The 23079-nt window shown below is 38.1% G+C and carries 22 protein-coding genes; 5 read left to right on the top strand and 17 right to left on the bottom strand.

What is annotated here, in order from left to right; translation table 11 throughout:
- Positions 1 to 477, bottom strand: a 477-nt coding sequence (locus FG382_RS23125; RefSeq protein ID WP_244950512.1) for an ATP-binding protein, incomplete at its 3' end; no start/stop codon positions are given.
- A gap of 467 nt (positions 478 to 944) precedes the next feature.
- Here FG382_RS23125 and plsY point away from each other — a divergent pair.
- Together plsY and FG382_RS00670 are read left to right on the top strand one after the other, a co-directional pair.
- Positions 945 to 1550 (top strand): glycerol-3-phosphate 1-O-acyltransferase PlsY, encoded by a 606-nt coding sequence (gene plsY / locus FG382_RS00675; protein ID WP_142536954.1) that lies wholly within the window; start codon positions 945 to 947, stop codon positions 1548 to 1550.
- A 19-nt stretch (positions 1551 to 1569) separates the two neighbouring features.
- On the top strand, positions 1570 to 1863 hold the full coding sequence (locus FG382_RS00670; protein WP_142536953.1) for a HesB/YadR/YfhF family protein: 294 nt from the start codon (positions 1570 to 1572) through the stop codon (positions 1861 to 1863).
- 18 nt (positions 1864 to 1881) lie between these two features.
- On the opposite strand, the gene FG382_RS00665 is transcribed toward FG382_RS00670, so the two are convergent.
- From FG382_RS00665 to FG382_RS00610, 12 genes are all read right to left on the bottom strand, one after another.
- Positions 1882 to 2178, bottom strand: coding sequence for a hypothetical protein (locus FG382_RS00665; RefSeq protein ID WP_142536952.1), 297 nt, complete (start codon positions 2176 to 2178; stop codon positions 1882 to 1884).
- Positions 2178 to 2603, bottom strand: coding sequence for an acyl-CoA thioesterase (locus FG382_RS00660; RefSeq protein ID WP_142536951.1), 426 nt, complete (start codon positions 2601 to 2603; stop codon positions 2178 to 2180). The genes FG382_RS00665 and FG382_RS00660 overlap by 1 nt, the downstream gene beginning before the upstream one ends.
- 54 nt (positions 2604 to 2657) lie before the next feature.
- A complete protein-coding gene (locus FG382_RS00655; protein WP_142536950.1) occupies positions 2658 to 4139 on the bottom strand; it encodes a class I adenylate-forming enzyme family protein in 1482 nt (493 codons plus the stop codon).
- Between the two features lie 18 nt (positions 4140 to 4157).
- Positions 4158 to 4898, bottom strand: a complete 741-nt coding sequence (gene fabG / locus FG382_RS00650; RefSeq protein ID WP_142536949.1) for a 3-oxoacyl-ACP reductase FabG — start codon at positions 4896 to 4898, stop codon at positions 4158 to 4160.
- Positions 4895 to 5794, bottom strand: coding sequence for an intracellular short-chain-length polyhydroxyalkanoate depolymerase (phaZ, locus tag FG382_RS00645; protein WP_188713308.1), 900 nt, complete (start codon positions 5792 to 5794; stop codon positions 4895 to 4897). The genes fabG and phaZ overlap by 4 nt, the downstream gene beginning before the upstream one ends.
- A 14-nt stretch (positions 5795 to 5808) precedes the next feature.
- Positions 5809 to 6816, bottom strand: a complete 1008-nt coding sequence (locus FG382_RS00640; RefSeq protein WP_142536948.1) for a 3-oxoacyl-ACP synthase — start codon at positions 6814 to 6816, stop codon at positions 5809 to 5811.
- A complete protein-coding gene (locus tag FG382_RS00635) occupies positions 6813 to 7820 on the bottom strand; it encodes a branched-chain amino acid ABC transporter permease (protein ID WP_142536947.1) in 1008 nt (335 codons plus the stop codon). Before FG382_RS00635 ends, FG382_RS00640 begins: the two co-directional genes overlap by 4 nt.
- 6 nt (positions 7821 to 7826) lie before the next feature.
- Complete coding sequence (locus tag FG382_RS00630) at positions 7827 to 8687, bottom strand: branched-chain amino acid ABC transporter permease (RefSeq protein WP_142536946.1); 861 nt, start codon at positions 8685 to 8687, stop codon at positions 7827 to 7829.
- 12 nt (positions 8688 to 8699) lie between these two features.
- The gene (locus FG382_RS00625) at positions 8700 to 9407 is read right to left on the bottom strand and encodes an ABC transporter ATP-binding protein (RefSeq protein ID WP_142536945.1); all 708 of its coding nucleotides are present in this window, start codon (positions 9405 to 9407) and stop codon (positions 8700 to 8702) included.
- A complete protein-coding gene (locus tag FG382_RS00620; protein ID WP_142536944.1) occupies positions 9391 to 10158 on the bottom strand; it encodes an ABC transporter ATP-binding protein in 768 nt (255 codons plus the stop codon). Before FG382_RS00620 ends, FG382_RS00625 begins: the two co-directional genes overlap by 17 nt.
- A 100-nt stretch (positions 10159 to 10258) precedes the next feature.
- Complete coding sequence (locus tag FG382_RS00615; protein WP_142536943.1) at positions 10259 to 11521, bottom strand: substrate-binding domain-containing protein; 1263 nt, start codon at positions 11519 to 11521, stop codon at positions 10259 to 10261.
- A 190-nt stretch (positions 11522 to 11711) separates the two neighbouring features.
- On the bottom strand, positions 11712 to 14921 hold the full coding sequence (locus tag FG382_RS00610; RefSeq protein ID WP_142536942.1) for an AfsR/SARP family transcriptional regulator: 3210 nt from the start codon (positions 14919 to 14921) through the stop codon (positions 11712 to 11714).
- Positions 14922 to 15288: 367 nt separating this feature from the next.
- On the opposite strand from FG382_RS00610, the gene FG382_RS00605 reads away from it, so the two are divergent.
- Complete coding sequence (locus FG382_RS00605; RefSeq protein WP_142536941.1) at positions 15289 to 15834, top strand: GNAT family N-acetyltransferase; 546 nt, start codon at positions 15289 to 15291, stop codon at positions 15832 to 15834.
- A gap of 46 nt (positions 15835 to 15880) precedes the next feature.
- Here FG382_RS00605 and FG382_RS00600 read toward each other — a convergent pair whose 3' ends face one another.
- From FG382_RS00600 to FG382_RS00590, 3 genes are all read right to left on the bottom strand, one after another.
- Entirely contained in the window at positions 15881 to 16297 is a 417-nt protein-coding gene (locus FG382_RS00600) for a hypothetical protein (RefSeq protein WP_142536940.1), read from the bottom strand.
- Positions 16298 to 16720: 423 nt separating this feature from the next.
- On the bottom strand, positions 16721 to 19429 hold the full coding sequence (acnA, locus tag FG382_RS00595) for an aconitate hydratase AcnA (protein ID WP_142536939.1): 2709 nt from the start codon (positions 19427 to 19429) through the stop codon (positions 16721 to 16723).
- A 116-nt stretch (positions 19430 to 19545) separates the two neighbouring features.
- Positions 19546 to 20049: a DinB family protein gene (locus FG382_RS00590; RefSeq protein WP_142536938.1), complete on the bottom strand. Its 504-nt coding sequence runs from the start codon at positions 20047 to 20049 to the stop codon at positions 19546 to 19548.
- Positions 20050 to 20178: 129 nt separating this feature from the next.
- Between FG382_RS00590 and yfkAB the strand changes: the two genes are divergently transcribed.
- The gene (gene yfkAB, locus FG382_RS00585) at positions 20179 to 21288 is read left to right on the top strand and encodes a radical SAM/CxCxxxxC motif protein YfkAB (RefSeq protein WP_142536937.1); all 1110 of its coding nucleotides are present in this window, start codon (positions 20179 to 20181) and stop codon (positions 21286 to 21288) included.
- A 735-nt stretch (positions 21289 to 22023) separates the two neighbouring features.
- The gene (locus FG382_RS00580) at positions 22024 to 22272 is read left to right on the top strand and encodes a GlsB/YeaQ/YmgE family stress response membrane protein (protein WP_142536936.1); all 249 of its coding nucleotides are present in this window, start codon (positions 22024 to 22026) and stop codon (positions 22270 to 22272) included.
- A 19-nt stretch (positions 22273 to 22291) separates the two neighbouring features.
- Here FG382_RS00580 and FG382_RS00575 read toward each other — a convergent pair whose 3' ends face one another.
- The gene (locus FG382_RS00575; protein ID WP_142536935.1) at positions 22292 to 22987 is read right to left on the bottom strand and encodes a lytic transglycosylase domain-containing protein; all 696 of its coding nucleotides are present in this window, start codon (positions 22985 to 22987) and stop codon (positions 22292 to 22294) included.
- Between the last annotated feature and the right edge of the window lie 92 nt (positions 22988 to 23079).

Below are 23079 nucleotides of genomic sequence, written 5' to 3'. Positions count from 1 at the left end.
TTTTAACGATTGGACAATTTTCCCGCCGTTTTCAAATCGTTGAATAAATTTTTTGCCATCTCGGTGGATAATAACTTCTACGTAAGATGAAAGCGCATTTACAACTGAAGCTCCGACACCATGAAGCCCACCACTCGTTTTATACCCACCTTGTCCAAATTTCCCACCGGCATGTAAAACAGTGAAAATCACTTCTGCCGTTGGGATTCCCATTTTATGCATTCCCGTCGGCATTCCCCGACCGTAATCTCGCACCGTAATACTTTGATCCGTGTGTATTGTTACTTTAATATGATCGCCGAACCCAGCTAAACTTTCGTCCACCGAGTTATCTACTATTTCATAAACTAAATGATGCAATCCTCGTGCATCAGTTGAGCCTATATACATACCAGGTCTTTTTCGAACGGCTTCTAAACCTTCCAGTACCTGAATGTCATCATCACTATAGCTCGTTAATCTTTCTTCTTTACTCAAATACGTTCCCTCCAAAAAAACAAAACATCTGTTCTTTATTCTCTATTAAGCGTACAAACAGATAATCAATATGTCAATACTTCCAAAAGAAAATTGCAAGGCAACAACAGCCTTTGCAAACTAACCAGGCAACTAAAAGGCCAGAATTTAATTGTAGGTAATTATCCATTAGATTGCAATCTGCCTTTGTGTAGGATTCTCTATCCTAGTGCAATATTCCTTCTTTCAAGATTGGTTCATCCTCTATACGAGAACCATGTAACATCCATGTTATCAATCTTCTTGGATGTTGTCCTGTTTTAAGTATACCTCTAATTTATCATTTTGTTCGTTAAATATTGTTTGGAGAGGCAAAGTAATCGTATTTTTGTGGAAGTTATTTTTCTTTACATTGAACAAAATGAAGCGTGCGTGGTAAACTGAAATAGTTCAATATAATATTAGTTTCATAACTAAAGGAGTATGCTATGACGATCATCATTTTACTTTTACTTGCCTATATAATTGGGTCTATCCCTTCCGGCTTATGGATCGGAAAATTATTTTATAATACAGATATTCGTGAGCATGGCAGTGGTAATTTAGGTGGAACGAATACGTTTCGGACACTTGGAAAAAAAGCAGGGCTAATAGTTACGATTATGGATATTTTAAAAGGGACAGCAGCAACACTTTTAGGCTATTTGGCTATATTTGAATCTACTTCTGTACACCCGCTTATTCTTGGGATTATTGCTGTGATTGGGCATATGTTCCCCATTTTTGCTAACTTTAAAGGTGGAAAAGCGGTTGCGACGTCTGGCGGTATTTTACTTGCTTACAACTGGCCACTTTTCGTCCTGTTAGTTGTAGGATTTTTTATTATCTTAAAGATCACGAAGATGGTTTCATTAACCTCTATGATTTTAGCAGTGATTGCACTTATTTATTCGATTGTTTATTACTTTACCGTGGAAAAGGATTGGCCTTTAATTGCGATGCTCGCTTTAATTGCCGTATTTATCTTTTATCGTCATCGCGCAAACATCGAACGTATTAAAAAAGGAACGGAACCTAAGGTTAAGTGGATATAAGGAAGGCTTGGTGATTTGTATGAAAATCTTTATCTCGCAAGACGCACGGACTTGGTTTCAAAAGGAAATGGAAGTAAGCCCTGGAGACACTATCCGTTTTTATGCACGCTACGGCGGATCTAGTCCAATACAGCAAGGTTTTTCGCTCGGAATGACCAAAGATACACCGTTTGAACCTGTCGTAACGGTGAAAGTTGGAGAAGTATTATTTTTCATCGAAGAAGTAGATGAATGGTATTTCGATGGGCATGATTTGTATGTAGATGTAGATCACAAGTTAGACGAGTTAGCTTATATGTATAAAAAAGCGTGATTGGATATCACGCTTTTTTTATTGAAACTTCATCAGTTGTTCTAAAAGTCCTTCTTTTTGCATGATTTCGTATTCATGCTTTCCAAATAAATCAAAATGAGGATAGGCTTCCTTGTGATCAATCCATTCTTCTTTTAAGCCGTATTTTTTGCCCCATTCGATCAATTTTTCTAAATTACTACAACCGACTTTGGTTACCGTTTTACATCCTGGGAAACGATCGTCTAGCCAGTAATGAGTGAGAAAGGCAATCTGTTCATTTTCAACTGCCGCTTTCCACCGTTGTAACTCATCTCTTGTAATACCAAATGCCATTAATCCATCACCTTAGCGATTTCCGTATATTTCGCATCCCATTCTGGATGAACTTTTTTTAAGGAAACCGGTCGAAAATTGTCCTTATTCACCACAACATGTTCCGATGTAGCAGAAGAAGCAACCGACCCGTCCTCGTGTACAATTTCATATCCATATGTAGTCCGAAGCTTTCCGTGACTTTCAATCCATGTTCTCACAACTACTGTCTCCCCGTATCTTACAGAAGATTTATAGTTTATATTTACGTTTGTAACTGGGGATAGATAGCCATCCTTTTCGAGTCCAGCATAAGAGAATCCTAAGTCTTTAATAAGCTGTGTTCGACCAATCTCTAGCCATATTACATAGTTTGCATGATAAACTACTCCCATTTGATCTGTTTCTGCGTAACGTACTTCAATTTCTTTCTCACTTATAAACATATTCCTGTCACCTCAATGCCTATTATACAAAAAGACAAAATAAAAAGCTGTAAATCAAATCTTTACAGCTAATTCTTGTAATCTTTTTTTATCAATTTTGCCAACATCCGTACGAGGTAGCTCATCTAAAATATAAATTTTTTTCGGTACTTTGTAGCTGCCAAGTACCTGCTTACAACTTTGCAATAATTCCTTTTCGAACGAATCATTTACCGCAAGACAACTTACAAATGCAGTCACACATTCTCCCCATTTTTCATCTGTTACTCCGATAACTGCTGCTTCACGGACATTTGGATGTAAAACGAGGCACTGCTCCACCTCTTGCGGATACACATTTTCCCCACCCGAAATAATCATTTCTTTTTTTCTACCAACTATATAATAATATCCGTCTTCATCGACCTTTGCTAAATCACCTGTTTTTAACCAACCATCTACAAAAGAACGGTTCGTTTCTTCTTCGTTATTCCAATACTTCGTAAATACATGCTTCCCTAAAATATATAGCTCTCCCACTTCGTTTGTACGACAAAGCTTTCCATTTTCATTCACAATTTTCACTTCATTGAACAACATGCATTTTCCGACTGACCCTCTTTTTATACGGGCATCCTGCGGATCAATAAAAAAGTTATTAGGTCCTGCTTCTGTAAGTCCATATCCTTCTTTAAAAAGAATGCCCTTGTCTTCAAATTGTTTATAGATCGTATGAGGACAAGGTGCACCACCGGATAAAAATACTTTTACAGTTGGGAAAGTCGCCGTTTTAATATAGGTCGTGTCGAGCATAGCTTGATACATAGTTGGAACAAATAAAGACAGCGTCGTTTTATAGGTATTTAACGCTTTAAGTGCTTCTTCTGCATGGAAGCGACTTCCCACAACGACAGTTCCACCGCACATTAATATCGGAATACAAAGAGCATTTAACCCACCGGTGTGAAACATAGGCATATAATTCAGCGTACAATCGGTGTCGCTTAGTCCCCAGCTTGTAATGGTATTGATGGCATTCCAATTCACTGCATCAAAAGATAGCTCTACCCCTTTTGGCTTTCCTGTCGTCCCTCCTGTATAGATGATGATCCAACCATCGGAAGGGCTCCAGTTAGTCTCAGGAGGATAGAAAAAGCTTGCACTTTCTAGTTTAGTTGTCACTAATAAACGCTCCACATGGATAAATGACTCACACAACACTTGATGGGCTTCATCATGAATAATGAGCACTGGTTGACAATCCTCTAAAATATACGTTAGTTCTACTTTACTTAAACGAAAATTGAGCGGCACATAGAGTAGACCCGTCACACCACATGCGAAAATAATCGCAAATAGCTCTATTCGGTTTTGGGAAATAACGACGACTCGATCGCCTTTTTGATAGTTCTTTTGTTGAAAATAGTGAATCCATTTGGATATATGCTCGGTTAGCATTTGATAGCTCCATTGTTCATCTGTACCACTATCAATGAGCGCGATTTTGGTTGGAGACAATGCTGCACGTTTATATATCCAAGCTTGCTCTGTATACACTTTGCACCGCTCCTTTCGTTACATCATAATTCCGCCGTCTACTTGTAAAACTGTTCCATGTACATAACTCGCTTCATCCGAAGCTAAAAATAGATAAGCATTTGCAATATCTTGTGGCTCTCCAAGACGTTGCAAGGCAACTCCAGCCTTCATCTGTTCAATAATTTTTTCTGGCATTTTGGCTACCATTGCTGTTGCAGTAAACCCTGGGGAGACAGCATTTACATTTATACCTTTTCTTCCTAGCTCTTTAGCCCATGTTTTGGTCATGCCGATGACTGCCGCTTTGGAGGCAGCGTAATTGGTTTGCCCAACATTTCCGTAAACGCCACTGACGGACGATGTGTTAATGATCTTCCCGTAGCCTTGTTCGATTAAATGAGGTACTACTGCTTGTGTGCAATGAAAAACCCCTGTTAAGTTAACGTCTAAAACACGTGAAAAATCTTCTACCGCCATTTTAGTCAGCATAGCATCTTTTGTAATCCCTGCATTATTGACTAAAATATGAATTTCTCCAAAATGTTCTATCGTTTGCGAAACAAGAGAATCCACACTTTCCCGATTCGTTACATCTACTTGAATAAACTTCGCATCATAGCCTAGCTCTTTTAGTGCATTCTCTTTTTCTGCTCCTGCATTAGCGTCAAAGTCTGCTAACACCACTTTTGCGCCTTCTTCTGCAAAGCGAAGAGCCGCAGCCGAACCTATTCCGTTAGCTCCTCCCGTAATAATGGCAACCTTGTCTTGTAATCTCATTGTTCCTTCTCCTTTGAAATGAAATTTTCGATTCGGTTAGTTAACTGCTCCAAATCGTCGATCAATGGAGAATGGCCACAATTAGTAAGTGGGATATAGGTGGCATTCTCCCCTAAGTCAGTGACAATTTCCTGTGTCATTTCCTCTGTCACCACAAAATCACGATCCCCTCTTAATATGAGGACAGGAATTGTAATATCCTTTGCTTGATTGGTCCCTTTTGCTGCTTGATTATCTACTGAACTGATATTGAATGTATTTAACGCATGATAGACATCTGCTAAATTTCGTTGCGTTAGCATATCATCCAGATAAGCGTCGTAATCCTCCTCTTTTGGTTGGTTATGTGTATAAATTGCAGCATTCCAAACGGCTCTTAATCCTGCTTTATTTTTCATGTCATACAGGCCTTGCATCGGTATCGTTTTTGCTGGATCATTTTCGATTTCCTCGATTGTTTGAAATCTATTTGCTAGATTAGGTGTCCCATCTAAATTTGTCGCGTAAAATGGATATCCCCTCGTGGACGCGGAAGCTAGCAGTATTAGTTTTTCACAATACCCTGGATAATCGACGGCGAACTGCATACAAATCGCTCCACCAGTAGACCAGCCTATTAAGTTAAAATGTTTTAATTGTAATGCATCGATCACTTCTTTTAAATCGTCCGAAAAATCTTTTATTCCTTTTATACGCGTATGATATGTAGATTCTCCAAAACCGCGTAAATCGATTGCGTATACTTTATATTTCGCGTCTAATTTGTCGATTAGCACATCCCAATGCTTCGATGAAGTCATATTCCCGTGGACTAGTACAATCACTTCTTCTCCACCTGGTCGTTCACGATACGCGAGCTGTTCTCCGTTTTGCAATTGAACTTTCGATAAACTCATTTTCTCCACTCCTTTTAACTTCCCCATTTTACAGCTACTGCACCCCATGCATACCCTATTCCAGCACTGACTAAAACAGCTAAATCGCCGTCTTTCAATTTCCCTTCTTTTTGTGCGAGTTCCAGGGATATAATCTGATCCATTTGCCCAATATGACCATAATCGCTTAAATAAGTTGTTTGTTCACTTGTTAAACCAAGCTCCTGCAAGACAAAATCATGTGCCGATTTTTTCATATGGAGAATAGCCAAATAATCAATGTCTTGCTCGGTATAACCACTTTTCATTAATGCATGGCGAATAACCTTTAAAAAGTTCTGCATGGATTTCTGTTCTAGCCTAGCCTTCATGCCTTCTGGGTCTAATACATCTAGGCGATAAAATCCTTTTTCTAAATGATCCGTAGTCAAGGGCTCTTTCGTACCGCCGACTGGTACAACAACATCCTCAGAAAAAGATCCATCCGTCATCATATCCGTCTCTAGAATAATATTTTCGGTATGATCTTTTTTCAGTATCATGGCGGCTCCGCCTGCTCCCAAGTTAAACATGAATCGGGTTCGTTCATTCGTGTAATCGATAAAATCACTATTACGATAACCACCAGCCAATAAAACGGTGTTGATCGACGCGTCCGCCTCCATTAAACTTTTCGCAACCTTCATCGCCATAATCGTTGTTCCGCAGCGAAGCGCTACATCAAATCCCCAAGCATGATAAGCCCCGAGTTCCTCTTGCATCTTGATAGCAGCAGTCCAGAGAGGATATTCCTTGTGCTCTTCTCCTATATAGATGATTAAATCAATCGTTTTTGGGTCAATATTTCCTTTTTGCAGTGCTTTTTCCGCTGCTCGAATCCCCATTGCTACTGTATGATCGTTTGGGCCGGGAATAGCTTTTTGTGTGATTCCCATTTTGTCTTTTACTACATGGAGCGGCAACTTGGAAAGCGTAGCTATTTCTTCAGCTGTCATTACGTTGTCTGGTATGTAAACGCCAGTACTAACAATCCCTATCGTCATTTTAGTAGCTCCTTTCGTTTAGGAGCGACGTTGACTTTCGGTTCATTGGTTTTACGCTTCCAAAACGCATGACGAATCGTTCCAACAATCCCTCTTGGAAAAAAGATAACCGCCAATATATAAATGATTCCAAAGAAAATGATCCATCTTTCAAATATAGGATATTCTTTAGCAAGACCAGATAAGTAATGTTGTGCAAGTTCAATCACACCCGCACCAATAATCGGTCCGATTAATGTACCAACTCCTCCAATAATCGTCATAAGTAGTGCATCTAGCGTAATATCCATCGTAAGCACACTCGTATTGACAAAACGTAAGGAAATAGCATATAGAGAACCCGCTAAACTTGCGACAATCCCTGCAACCATAGATGCAATAACCTTGTAGTGCAAAGTCTGGAATCCTAATGATTTTGTCCGTTGTTCATTTTCACGTACAGCGATCAACACTCTTCCTAATGGGGAAGAAACAAACCGTCGCAATAGGAAATATACAAGCACCAAACAAGCAAGTACGAGTAAATAGAACATCACACGATCTTTAAAGAATTCAGGTGCACGAAACGTGAATCCATCATTTCCATGTGTGAGCGTTCTCCACTTCTCCGCAAGCACTAAAAATAATCCGGATACCGCTAGCGTCAGCATAGCAAAGAAATGACTCTTCAGACGGAGTGTTAATAGGCCAACTAAAAAACTGATAACCCCTGAAATGACCATTCCGACTGCGATGGATAGAAAAAAGACACTTAAGGTTGGTTCAAAATGATCGAGCATAATTGCGGTTGCATAAGCACCCATTCCAAAAAACATCGCATGCCCAAATGATACGATTCCAGTATACCCTAGCAAAATATCATAGCTCATCGCTAAAATAGAGAAGATGAATATTTGCGTCAACAAAATAGTCCATGTTCGTGAATCGGAAACAAAAGGGAATACGGCGAGGGCTGCCACTAGGACAAGTAAGATACCATTATTAACTTGGAATTTAGTCTTCATCTCGCATCATCCTTTCGCTGTGAACAAACCTTGCGGACGGAAAATTAATACAATTGCCATAAGCATCATATTAACCGCAAGTGATAGTGCAGGAACATAATACGCCATAAAACTGCCTGCAAGACCGACCAGTATAGCTGCCAGAAGAGAACCTGGAAAGCTTCCCATCCCGCCGATCACGACTACGATAAACGCTAATATCGCGAATTCCATACCCATTTCTGCATAAATCACGCCCGAATACGGAGCCATCAGTACTCCTCCGAGCGCAGCAAGAGCTGCTCCTACCATAAACACATACAAAAATACTTGTTTAATATTAATGCCGAGCGCTTGCACCATTTCTTTATTCATCACACCTGCCCGTACGATTAATCCGATTTTTGTGCGTTTTAAGATGAACTGGAAGATACCAAAGACTAAAATGCCTACTAGGATGATAAACAAGCGATACTTAATAATAATGACATCCCCGATTTCCCAACTGCCAGATAACAATGGGGGTGTCTTTGCTGCGATTTGGTTTGGTCCAAACACGACTTTAAGCATTTCGGATAACACAATCATAAATCCGAGCGTTATTAAAATTTGTTGGATATGATTGCCGTAAACCGGTGTAATAATTAGCTTTTCTGTAATAAACCCAAGCACAATTCCCGTCAAAATAGCTCCAATAATTGCGACAGTAAAGCTATTGGTTAGCCCATAAAACCAAACGCCTGAAAAAGCTCCCCAGGCAAACAGACCACCATGTGCAAAATTTAGAACATCCATTAATCCAAATATTAATGTGAGACCGGCTGCTAGAAGAAAGATAAGCATGCCTGTCGCTAATCCGTTTATTAATAAATTGATGATTAATTCCATTGTTTCCCCTCCTTACCCAATTCCTAAATATTGTCGTTTCAGCTCTTCATTTTGAATCAATTCACTCATTTGACCAGATTGAACGGTTTCCCCATCATCGATTAATGTGTATGTATCCCCTATCCTACTGGCCATAATGAAGTTTTGTTCTACTAAAATAATAGTCGTTTGTTTTTTCATTTCGATAATTGCTTCCATTACTTTTTCAATCACAACGGGAGCAAGCCCTTTGGAAGGCTCATCTATTAGCAGCAACTTGCTATCATTAATAAAAGCCCTTGCCATCGATAGCATTTGCTTTTGACCTCCAGATAAATGGCCACCTTCTTTTTTCCAGTACTTTTTTAAGTCAGGAAAAAGCTTTAGCACATACTCTTGTCTTTCCCTCGCAGCATCGTTTTCTTTTCTCATCGCCACTTTTAGGTTTTCCTCCACCGTTAGTGCCCCGAAGATTCCTTGATCCTCCGGTACATATCCGATCCCATTCGAAGCAATGTGATGTGTCGCATTTTTGGTGATTCCTTCATTCAAAAAAGTCACCGTTCCAGAAGTTGCTGGAGTCAAACCCATGATTGTCTTTAACGTAGTTGTTTTTCCAGCTCCATTCCTCCCAAGTAAAACACTAACCTCGCCCTCTTTTGCTTCAAAGGAAACACCTTGTAAAATGTGATACTGGCCAATATGCGTATGAATATTATCCACTTTAAGCAAGATGCTCATCGTATAGCCCCCCTAAATAAGCATTTTGAACAGTTTCATTGTCCATGATTTCTTTTGGTGTTCCGTCTGCTAGTAATCTACCATTAAAAAGCACCATAATAGAATCCGATAGGTCCATGATCATATCCATCTTATGCTCGATTAACAAAATCGTTTTGTCTCCGGTTTGTTTAATTTGTTTAATTACGTCCAGAATAGCGGGGACTTCTTCTAATGACATTCCAGCGGTAGGTTCATCTAATAGCAAAACTTCTGTATCAAGCGCAAGTAACATCGCAATTTCTAGTTTTCGTTTCTCTCCATGAGATAATTGATTGGCTATTGCGTTCGCTTTGTTCGAAAGTAATACTACTTCTAGTAATTTTTCTGCTTGTATTTGCAAATCTTTATAGGCAGTAAAATGACGAAACATTTGATAACGGATATTTTCTTTCGATTGGACTGCAAGTCGGACATTTTCAATTACCGTTAGATTGGGAAACACATTGGTAATTTGAAACGAACGCCCAAGTCCTTTTCTTGTTCGTTCCACGGACGAGTACTTCGCCATCGATTCCCCTCTAAAAAAGACATCTCCTTCTGTAGGCTTTAACTCACCACTGATTAAGTTGAAAAAAGTTGTTTTTCCAGCTCCATTCGGTCCAATAATCGATTTAAAATGCTTTGCTGGCATCGTAAAATTCACATGATCTACAGCAGTTTGCCCACCAAATTTAATCGTTAGATTTTCTGTTTTTAGTATTGGTTCCAATTTCAAATACCCCTTTCTTCTATCGCTTTCCATGTAGTAGAACTTGTTCTATTACATGGAGAGCGATAGAGCTAATTGCTTAGCCTATCACTACTCGGTCTTATTTATTGTTTAAAATCGGTGGCTCCGTTTCTTCCGGTGACAACTCTCTTATTAATACTGGTACCGGATAGTCTACGCCTTCTTGTGTTTCTAGCTTAATAGAATAAAGTGGCTGTAATGCTTGATGGTCTTCTGGACGGAAAGTCATCGTTCCTTTTGGAGTCTCAAATGACATACCTTCCATTATTTTGATCAGTTCCGTTCCATCTGCATTTCCTTCTGATTTTTTCAAAGCTTCCACGATTGAGATAGCAGCAGACATTCCACCTGGAGTGAATAAATCCGGCACTTCTCCGTTAAAACGTTTTTTATGCTCTTCCACTAACCAATCATTGATCGGATTGTCAGGAAGCGTATGATAGTAAACAGAGAATCCTTCCATGCCGACTAATGGTTCCATTATAGATAATGCTGGAATATCAGGTGCTCCAGTTGAAATTTTAATCCCTTTTTCTTGCATTTTTAAGTCAGCAATTTGGTTCCATGGTGAGTTCGCTCCTGCCCACACAACAAATAAGTAATCCGGTTTTTCTTGGATAATCTTTTGTAGATTAGAAGTAAAATCAGTAGCTGCGGGATCAGCATATTCTTCTAACACAATTTCTGCACCTAATTTTTCAGCAGCTGCTTTAAATGCTGCTACTCCATCCCATCCGAAAGAGTAATCTGGTGCAAATGTAGCAATTTTCACTCCTGGTTTAGCAATTGCCGCAGCACCTGCAACTGCATCCTGTGAAGAGTTACGCGCAGTACGGAAAATATACGGGTTAAACTCGGAACCTGTAATACTATCAGCAACTGCTGGTTCAACAATCATAATCTTTTCATATTCTTCTGCTAGAGGAAGCACCGCTAACGTATCACCAGAACTAGAGGATCCGACTAGAAAATCTACTTCATCTTCTTCTAGTAGCTTAGTAGCTTTTTGTACAGCAACTTCTGGCTTCGTTTCTGTATCTTCGTAAACAACTTCAATTTTCTTGCCTGCTACTTCCAGCGTTCCGTCCGTAGCATATTCAAGTCCTAACTCAAAACCATTTTTCGTTTGCTTCCCATAAGACTCCAGTGCACCCGTTAATGATGCAAGGACACCAATTTTGATTGTGCCGCCTTCTTCCGTCACTTCACTAGATACTGGTGTTGTTGTTCCTTCGTCTGTTTCATCTTTTGTTGTACCCGTGGAACTTGTATCATCACTACAAGCTGCACTGAAAATTAAGACGAATACGAACAATAATAATAGGCCCCATTTTTTTGTCATGTAAATCCCCCTTCAAGCTTTTTTGTAAGCGTTATCATGCTTCTCGTTTATAGTACTGAAAAGGAGTTACAAAAGAGTTACAAAAGCTTTGTTTTTGTAACTCTTTTGCGACGAGCTCGCGCAGGAGCAAATGTTTTATAAATATTTTAAGGAAATCAAAAAACGCAGAAGATCTTTTTCTCTTCTGCGTTTAACCATAGCTTGTAATCATTTCATACATTTGAATTGTCGTATGCATCGGCTCTACTTTGAGCTCAGTATAGAGTACGGAAATACATTTTTCATACCATTTCACCGCTTGTGTTCGATTTTGAAGCTGATAGTAGGCAAACATCAATAATCGATAAGCTTCTTCCCATGTGGGATCCACTCGTATTAATTTCTCCGCCCAGTAGATGGATTTTTCGAATTCTCTCAATCTCGTATACGTTTGAGCGAGCCTTTCTAATGCGAGTAAATATTGTTGTTGATTTTTTTCCCGGTCATGTGATATCCAATCGATTCTAGATTTGTCCTCTAATAATTCACCTTTATACAATTTGACTGCTTTTTGTAAGTAATCCGCTGACAGTATCGGGTCCTTTTCCTCCAACCCTTTTTCCGTTAAATGTTGAAATGATTCTAAATCACTCGTTACAGCTGCTTCCGGGTTTATTCGATACATCGCTTGCTTTCGAATGATAAAAAAGGATTCTTCCCTCGCTAAACGATTCGGTTCTATCACTTTTAATAGGGCATTTAATACTACTTTAAAATCACGATTTAACGATTTTTCGTCCCCTTCTCCCCAAATCGTATGCATCAATTCTTCTTTTGGGACGAATCGACTTCTGTTCAAATACAAATAAGAAAGCAATTCCTTTGATTTATCGCGTTGCCATTTTCGCTCGCTAATTTCTTCGATTCCCATAAAAAGCGTAAAAGGACCGAATAGTTGTAGCGTTAGCTGATATCCTGGATAATTAGTGCTTGTATTTATTTTTAACAAATTTGCTAATGTATGGACTGGAGCAGAATCTGGTTTTAATAATTTTGCTTTTTGTAATAACGGATAATGCAATTGTAGATCTGCGGGACCAAATATAGTCTTTTTAAGTAGGAAAAAAGAAAATTCATATTGTACACAAATAAATGCAAACCTTTCAGCATGTAAAACAAATTTATCCTGATCCTCTAATTTATCATGAATAAACATTAACCAATAATCAGAAATCATTTCGCCGTATACGTCCCCACCACTTTTGAAAAGATGATTCGCATCCCAAATAGCCTGTAAAGCTTTCTCCATCATGTCATTTTCTATATAAACAATGGATAAACAAACCAAAATATAAGCAGATAGCCAATAGTCATTCCCTTTATTTGTTTCTACTAGGCCACTTTCCCCGTAAGAGAGGGCTTCTTGAAACAATCCTTGCCTCGACTTTAAAATAGCCAGACCCATAAAAGGCTCTGCTTTTCCTCTAGATACATTCAATTCTCCCATACCTTGAACTGCTCTTAAATAATAATTCTCGGGGGTTTCTAAGTCGAAGGGATTGTCTAATATTTCGGCATGTCCTCGTCGTATCCAACCGACTGCCTCGACAAAGCTAGATTTTTCACGGATACCTGTATCAATCCCTTTCATAGCAGAACGTTTTGCCTCTTCTATATTTCCTGTTAAAGAGTATATAAAGGAAAGAAGTACTTCCGTTTCTCTATGTGAATCCGGTAAGTTGATCTCATCATTAATTCTATTTCTTAATAGTACCTCGGCTTCATTCAGTAACCCGGTTCTAAGGAGGATGCGTGCATCTAAGTTCCCTTCTTTAAGTATCGAGGCATCCAATTCCTCTTGTCGAACCCAATCACTTGCCTCATTTGCCTTACCTAAGTTCACTAGATTTTCAGCTAACAAACGTTTTAATACAATTCTTTCGTGACTCTCCATTTCTGGGCTGTTTTCTGCCCACTTCACCGCTTCCTCTAAATAAGGCTTTGCAAGAGCAGGTTGAATCGTATCTAAATAGATATGGGCCAGCCCTACATTTGCCCGGCTTAAATAGAGGGCATTTTTGTTCTCCATCGCAAAAGCTAAGCAAGTCTCATAGGCTTTTCTAGCTTTCTCATAAAATGCCCTATAACGGTGGCATTCCCCTTCATAAAAGAATAGCTCATAGAACTTTTCTCGTCTTTTATCCGAAAGATGCTCTTTTAGCAAATCTAAAAACCAATCAAATTGCCCATCTTTAATGATGAATTCGGCAAACTGAGTGATTATTGTTCCGAGAAAATAATCATCATTTGCTTTTACTGCATGATAAATGGATTGAATAATATTTTGCTGTTCGCTAAAATAATAAGCAGCTCTTTTATGGGTTTCGTAATACAAAGTATAATCTTTTTGCAGCCATTTCGTTTCTAAAAATTGCTGAAACAATGCGTGAAAGCGATAAGATCCTGGGTTACTTAAGGTTTGAATAAATGCATGACTACGTGATAACCTCTCTAGATCTTTTGCTGCATTTTCACCAAAAAATGCCCGAATTTCTTTTTCCGTGAATATCGGAAATATGCTAAAGTTCAACAACGATTGTTTATCCTCTTCACTCATCAATAGAAATACTTCTTCAGACAGATAAGAAAACAAATCTTTTAAAGTGGGGTCCACTAACTCGTTGATATGTTTGTCTGTCTCCGCAAGCTGCATTGCGATTAAATGAATGGCGATCGCCCAACCTTCTGTCAGTCTCATAATCTCCGCTGCTTCTTCCTCCGTAATCGTTTTTTCAAAATAATCTTCCAAAAATACTTGTATTTCTTCCTCTGTAAACATAAAGTCCTTTTCCGTGATTTCCACTAACTGGCCTTTTAGTTTGAGTTTTAATAGGATTGACCACTTAGGGCGAGTTCTAGAAGCGACTACAAGATGAATATGAGCTGGAAGAAACTCAATTATTTTTTCGATTATATAATTTATATGAAAGACATGATCAATGAGATGAAAGTCATCTAGGACAATAGTAAAGGGTTGCTCAATCATTGCGAGTTCATTACTAAATAATGAATACCACTGCGTCAATTCCTCTTCTTTTGGATACATAGAAAGCAAATCTCGCTCCATTAAACTTGCACCGAACTTCGGGATAACTTTGCGAATACTTTGAACTAGATACCGAAGAAAAGGATGAATATTATCGTCTTCCTCCGATATCGAATACCAAGAATATGATTCTTTTGAATCGGCATACACTTGAGCTAATGCAGAGCTTTTACCAAAACCAGCTCCACTATGTAAAATAGATAATTTGCTATTCGTATTCATTTTTAATTTCTTGATAAGGGATGATCTTCTCATGTAAAAGGAAGATGTAACAGGCGGGGTCAATTTTGATGTAATTATCGTTGTTTGTTCCATCCTCTACCTCCGATCATGATTAAGTAGCATCATCATTTATCTCGCATTAACGGGCATTAAGACTCACTTCAAGATTGAAAAAAAGCGAAAAGATAAAGGGGAGATCAACTGCCCGTAAAAGCCCGATGAAATGATCCCAGACTAAGTACGCAACGTCGTGTTGCAACGTCTGTGTGACCCACATCGTGTGGGACACAACTAACAATCAGCGGGGGATGAAGAACCCCCACTGATTGAAGTTTCACTTTATACTAATTCTACCATATTAATTGTCTTAATTAAATGATAATTCAGATGTATCATGAAATATAGAAGTATGTTAAGATATTCTTCAATAATATATGCGACAAAGAAAGGGACCATTTAAATGGAATTTCCAATTTTAGAAACGGATCTACTGAAACTAATTGAGATTACTGAAGTTCATATCAATGATGTTTTTTCAATTTTTTCCGATGAGAGAGTTACAAAATATTATGGCATGGCGCAGTTCACAGGCATAAACCAAGCGATGAATCTAGTAAACTCATTTCAGAAAAATTTTCAAGAAAAGCGATCTATCCGATGGGGTATAACACTTAAAGATACAGAGGTATTTGTAGGAACGATTGGGTTGAACAATCTTCAAATAACTAGTAAAAAAACGGAAATAGGATATGATTTAAAGCCAGATTACTGGAGAAGAGGTATTATTAGCGAAGCTGCACAGACGGTTATTAAATATTGCTTTGAAAAATTAGATTTATATCGCATAGGAGCAATTACTTTTCCGGAGAACGAGCCTTCTTTTAAGCTACTATTAAACTTAGGCTTTCAAAAAGAAGGGCTATTAAGAGGATATATTTATCAAAATGACAAATCGAATGATGCCTATATTTTTTCGATTGTTAGACCAGATTGGAAGGATCAATAGCAATGCATAATAAAACACCTTTTGAAGATGAAAGGTGTTTTATTCGTCACCAGTTTGTACTAGTGTCATTACTTACTTTCACATCAAATGTTTGGGTGTTTAAGTTGTTTTTTTCAATATAATCATGAAAAATATCCATAATTTCTTCCTGTCTTTTGTCGCTAGCTTCTTGATTCTTAAGCACAAATTTGACTAATATTTTATCTTTTTCTGTTATCCCTCCAAGAATATCGTGCTCGAAGCCTTTTTCTTTTAATCTTTCTCCGACTTGGTCATACAATCCACCTTTCTCCATAAGCGTTAGCTGCATCATTTGCATTTCTAACGATCCATTTTGAAATAGTGGTGAACAAATCTCAAGTACTGCCTTTGGAACATTTGTAAAGAACAGAAAAGAAAGAGAAGCAAACAAAATAAGTGTACCCACGACAAAACCTTTTTTTCTTTTTTTCGCCTCAGCCACTCCTACACCATTTACTCTGATAATATGCCAACAGTTAAAAAGCTATTCATACCAATGAAAATCAGCAATCCACATTAAAGAGCCTGAGACGAATCCAATTAATGGCTAAGAGCAACCAACAAGTCATTGAAAGCAATCAAGTCTTCTTGGAAAACAACCAAAATAGCGCATGAGCAACCACTTTTTTATATACCAAGTTTACTTGGATTGAGATACCAATAATTTTAACTATCTAGAAATATCAAACCTTCACTTTTTAAATAGTGACGGAAAGCCTTCTCCCTAATGCAAAAAGCATCCGCTTGATTGGCTTGGTCGTAAGAGGGATAAAAAGCGGTGGTCACCTGTTAAAACTTTACCGCACAAACTTCATAAAAAAAACCTAATTCACAGGAAAAGTGAATTAGGCTCTTTTCTATTTAATTATGCTTCTAATACTTTGTTACGAAGTACCATTTGAAGGATACCACCGTGACGGTAGTAGTCAACTTCTACTTCAGAGTCAAAGCGAGCAAGTACGTTGAATTGTTTTTCCGTACCATCTTCTGCTTTAGCAGTAACTTGTAAAATATCACGAGGTTTAACACCTTCTGCAATATTAATACTAATCTCTTCTTTACCAGTTAAACCTAGTGTATCAGCATTTTCACCTGGTAAGAAATTAAGTGGTAAAACACCCATCATTACTAGATTTGAACGGTGAATACGTTCAAAGCTTTCCGTAATTACAGCTTTAATACCTAAAAGGTTTGTCCCTTTAGCTGCCCAGTCACGAGATGATCCCATTCCGTAGTCTTTACCGCCAAGAACTACTAATCCAGTACCCTCTTCTTGATATTTCATTGCAGCATCATAGATTGCCATAATTTCGCCAGTTGGCCAGTAAGTAGTGTATCCACCTTCTGTACCTGGAGCAATTTGGTTACGAATACGGATGTTCGCAAATGTTCCACGCATCATTACTTCGTGGTTACCACGACGAGATCCGTACGAGTTGAAATCACGGATTTCTACACCATTTTCGCGCAAGTATTTACCTGCTGGTGTATCTTTACCAATCGCACCTGCTGGTGAAATATGGTCAGTAGTGATTGAGTCACCGAATTTCGCAACTACGCGAAGTCCAGCAAGTGTTTGAATATCACCAGGCTCCTTAGATAATCCTTGGAAGAATGGTGGGTTTTGAATATAAGTGGATGTATCATCAAACGAATATAGAGACTCAGTTGATGTTTCAATTGCGTTCCATGCTTCGTTTTCATCAAATACACGTGCATATTCTTTTTGGAATAATTCACGAGTAACTACTTTATTCAACACTGCATTTACTTCATCAGTTGAAGGCCAGATGTCTGCAAAAAATACGTCATTGCCATCTTTATCTTTTCCTAATGAATCTTTTTGTAAATCGATATCTACAGTTCCAGCAAGTGCATAAGCAACAACTAATGGTGGTGAAGCCAAGTAGTTAGCTTTTACAAGTGGGTGTACACGTCCTTCAAAGTTACGGTTACCAGAAAGAACAGAAGTTACGAAAAGATCTTCGTCAACGATTGCTTTTTCAATTTCAGGAAGTAATGGACCTGAGTTACCGATACATGTAGTACATCCGTAACCAACTGTATTGAAACCAATTTTATCAAGATATTCGTTTAGTCCTGAATCTTCTAGATAACCAGTTACAACTTTTGAACCTGGTGCTAAAGATGTTTTTACGTATGCAGGAACTGTTAAGCCTTTTTCAACTGCTTTTTTCGCAACTAAACCAGCAGCTAACATAACGTATGGGTTAGATGTATTCGTACAAGATGTGATTGCAGCGATTGCTACAGCACCTGTTGGAATTGTTACATCACCTTCTGCAAATTTAGCAGTTGCCGTTTTGTCGAATTCTTTTTCTGATAAACCGAAACCTTGTGTACCTTGAGGAGCAACAACTGCTTCATGGTAACGAGCTTTCATGTCAGAAAGTGGAATCAAATCTTGCGGACGTTTTGGTCCAGAAAGGTTTGCTTGAATATCAGCTAGGTTGATTTCAATTACATCTGTATAAACAGGTTCTAATGTTGGATCAAAGAACATATCATTTGCTTTTAAGTAAGCTTCTACTACAGCAATATGATCTTCTTCACGACCAGTTAGTCGTAAATAGTTAAGTGATTCTTCATCAATTGCAAAGTAACCACAAGTTGCACCATATTCAGGAGCCATATTTGCAATTGTTGCACGGTCAGCTAGTGGCAATTTAGATACACCAGGACCGAAGAACTCAACAAATTTACCAACCACGCCGCGTTGACGCAATACTTGCGTAACTTTAAGCGCCAAGTCAGTAGCAGTTGTTCCGTTTGGAAGATCTCCCACTAATTTAACACCGATTACTTCCGGAATCGGGAAATATGAAGGTTGTCCAAGCATTCCTGCTTCTGCTTCGATACCACCTACACCCCATCCTAATACACCTAGACCGTTAATCATTGTTGTATGAGAGTCAGTACCTACTACTGAATCTGGGAAAGTTTCTAATGTGCCATCCGCATCTTCATTCACATGCACGATTGGCGCTAAGTATTCTAAGTTTACCTGGTGAACAATACCTGTTGCTGGCGGAACAGCGCGGAAATTGTTGTAAGAAGTTTGTGCCCATTTAAGGAAATTATAACGCTCTGCATTACGTTCAAACTCAAGATCCATATTTACTTTTAATGCTGTATCTGTACCATATTTGTCTACTTGTACAGAGTGGTCAATTACAAGGTCAACTGGAATTGCAGGGTTAATCTTGTCTGGGTTGCCACCCATTTCTTTCATCGCAGAACGTAGTGATGCTAGATCTACAACTACTGGAACCCCAGTGAAATCTTGTAGTACTACACGTGAAGGTTTAAATGGAACTTCCGCTTCTGTATTTGCATCTTTTCCCCATTTTGCTAATTGGTTTACATGATCATCTTTGATTACATAGCCGTCATATTGACGTAAAACTGATTCTAATAATACTTTGATTGAATAAGGAAGGCGTGAAACATTTGCGATTCCAGCTTCTTCTAAAGCTGCTAAACGGTAGTAGTTATACTCTTTACCATTTACAGAAAAAGAAGCACGGCTGTTGTGTAAATTACTTTTTGCCATAACTTTTCCTCCTAATGTCTATTGAAAAGACTCTATTCTAGTGACTTCTCTCCAACTTCAATCATACTCGAATAAAGTCGATAAGTAAATTACATTAAAATTATTATAAGTGATAACTATTCCTTATGACCTTTTAATTTCTCAATCGTATTTTCTAATTGTTTTAAATGTCTTTTCTCATGCAAGCCTACGAAAGGAAACCATTGTATGAGGGGAACTTTCCCAAAAACAGGGTGCTTCAATGATTTTGTTTTTAAAGCATTAGGATGGCTAGATGTGTAGACAGAAAGCAATTCCATTCTAGCTTCATGAAGTAACAGCTTCATCTTTTCCTTCGTTTCGTAATCTGAGGTAGGCACTGTATGGCTTGGTGCTTTTACTTTTATGAATCGTAATGTCGAAAGCTGTATTGGTTTTTTCTTTGCTTTCGGACTTTCCGGATTAGCTAATTGAGCTTTTATCCCTTTGGTAATCGTTTGTTCCATTTTCACCAAATGATCGATGATTTCTTTTGGAGACCAAGATTCGGGGTCTGGTTTTTTGTTGAATTCTAAATCCGTCAATGTATCCACTTGCTGAAAAAGGGCAGCTCTAATTTCATTATTTTTTCCAATAAACATGTAATTCCTCCACTCTTATCTGGTTATTTATCTTATACCCCATCGCTCCTCCGTGCAATCTTTCTGCCGAGTTATATTTTCATTTTCATAAGAGTATGAGACAATATTATATTGGAAAGGAAGATTTACATGATAACAAAAAGCAAAATGACACCAACCAATGATCCGTGGGAAGCTTATCGTGATATCGAAACGCACGGTAAACTTACATTATCCAATATTGAATTCACTACAACTAATCTTTGTAATATGCGCTGTGCACACTGTGCAGTTGGATATACACTACAAACAAAAGATGATGAGGCTCTTCCTATCGAATTAATTTTGACGAGACTAGAAGAAATACCTCACCTAAAAACAATTAGCATTACAGGCGGAGAACCCATGCTCTCCAAGAAATCAGTTATGAATTATGTACTACCACTTTTAAAGTACGCTAAAAGTCGGGGTGTCCGAACACAAATAAACTCCAACCTTACGTTAGACACAGATAGATATTTACTGATCGCTCCGTTCCTAGACGTCTTACATATATCGCATAATTGGGGTACAATTGACGAATTTGTTGAAACTGGCTTTGCGATGATGGATAGAAAACCGACATATGTACAACGCGCGAAATTGTTCCAGCGAATGATCGACAACAGTCGAATGCTCTCAGAAATGGGCGTTATGGTTTCAGCAGAGACCATGTTAAACAAAAAAACGCTCCCATATCTTGAGCATATCCATAAGCAGGTAGTGGAAGAAATGAAATGCGCAAGGCATGAAATTCACCCTATGTACCCTTCAGACTACGCCAGCACACTATCAACACTTACGTTAGAAGAAACGCATGATGCGATTGAGCAATTATTAGATTATCGTGATGAAGATACATGGATGCTATTCGGGACCTTGCCGTTTTATCCTTGCAGTCAAAATGAAAGAAGTCTAGAGCTTTTAAGTAAACTAAAAAAAGCAAAAAATGTTTCAGTTCGAAACGACCCTGATGGCAGATCTCGTTTAAATATTAATATTTTTTCGGGTGAAGTGATTGTAACGGACTTTGGAGATGCACCGAAGCTTGGAAATATTCAAATGAATACCCTTCCTGCTATTTTTGATAAATGGCTCGCTTCCCCATTATCTAAGTCATTGAACTGTCATTGCCCAGCAGTAAAATGCTTAGGCCCTAACATTCTAGTAAAAAATATGTATTATAAAGAAACAGAGTTTAAGAGCGGTTCTGTAAAATAACAGTAAAACGACCAAATGAGTTGGATGCATTTGGTCGTTTTATAATTATAAATTATTTATCTAGTGTAATGAAAATATGTCTATTGCTAAATTTAAGATGAATACTGTATGGAGAATCGCGAACCATACCCCTTGCTTATTTAACTTCTTTGTCACTTCAATGTCCATATTCTCCACTCCCTTTTTTTGTTATTATACACGCCGCAACATCAAATTGCAAAATATTTTGAATAGTAACTTTATAGTATACTATAGGTTTTTCATTTTATTCATTCTTACCAATAGTTATTTAGGAAGAAGTGTTTTTAGTTGAAAAGCATACTATTAGCTCATTTTCGCTTTAGATTTACACAAAGAAAATAAACCATTCCATCCAACGCATATATTATTTCCTCTTCATAATATTCGACACACGACAGGACGTGCATTATATAGTGAGTATTATTTAAATGTACAAAAATCAATACAGTTCTTTTGTTTACTAATTTGCACCTTCTTTCTATATGAACGTCCAATTGAAGAAATTCATATGTCAGGATATTTATGTTGCATACACCTTCATGCTTTTCTATAGTCGCTCATGAGTCAGCCGTTGCAGCTTCAATCCTAAGAAGTAGCATTGATGATAAGGTACAGGCCGAAATAAAAATAATGATTGCATGTTTAATTTTTCTCACGCTTGGTTATATAAAGAATGTACAACAATACAACATTCTTACAAGGAGATGAATGAAAATGGGATTCATTTTATATTTGATAATCGGTGGTATTATTGGATGGTTAGCAGGATTAATATTAGGTAAAGACATTCCAGGTGGTATCATCGGTAATATCATTGCAGGTATTATTGGTGCTTGGATTGGTGGACTAATATTCTCAGACTTTGGACCAATAGTTTGGGACATGGCTATTATTCCTGCATTAATCGGTGCCATTATTTTAGTATTCATTTTAAGTCTTATTTTAAAATCCACACGTAAATAAGCAAAAGGATGGGCTCCATTTAGAGTCCATCCTTTTTTCCTGTTTGTAAAGCAGATGCAGATTGGAGTGCTTCCAGCTGACTTTCGTATAAATGATAAAAATACAACACGTCTTCTACGTATTTATCGCTCCGGTTGTAATTAAAAATCGCCTTTTCTAATTCACCATCTGCTGCTCCGCTTGCTGCTAAATAATTTGCCGCACTGAAAATGGCATCTTCTATATCATAAGGATCAGCCACTCCATCCTTATTTGCATCCACTCCATATCCTCCGTACTCCGCAATTATTTCAGGATTTACTTTGTCCTTTTCAGGAATATCGCCTTGTCCTAACCCGCTACAGCTGGGATGCGACCAGCCTACAAAGGTACATGGCATGAACTGCATATGCCCCTCTGCTCCTACAGGAGAAAGCAGTGGATCCATGGTTGAAAATATAGTTTCCATTCGGTGATGGGCAGCGAGTAATGTCCATGGCACACCATAAATCTCTTCTGCTTCTTTGTATATGGTAATATATTCTTCGGGGATATCTAATTTTTCTTGAGAAAATGATTTAAGATGAATGGATTCCGCCCATTCCATTACTACCGGTATTCTCTGTAATTCTTTCCACCCGATGATCAACAGTATATATACGGTAATCGTAATGGGGAGAAGTAAAATAATTATCCAAGCTTTAGTTTTATAGGATGTGTTCTTCTTTTGCTTCATATAGCTTTATTCACCTATTTCACGAAATACTTTTGTGTCCTCGTCTATCTTACCCGTCTTTTACTCAAAGAAAACAATAGCATGTTTTCTCG

The organism is Psychrobacillus lasiicapitis (assembly GCF_006861795.1).
Taxonomy (GTDB): Bacteria; Bacillota; Bacilli; order Bacillales_A; family Planococcaceae; genus Psychrobacillus; species Psychrobacillus lasiicapitis.
Note: the sequence above shows the minus strand (reverse complement) of the source record. Positions and strands in the feature narration are given on the sequence as shown.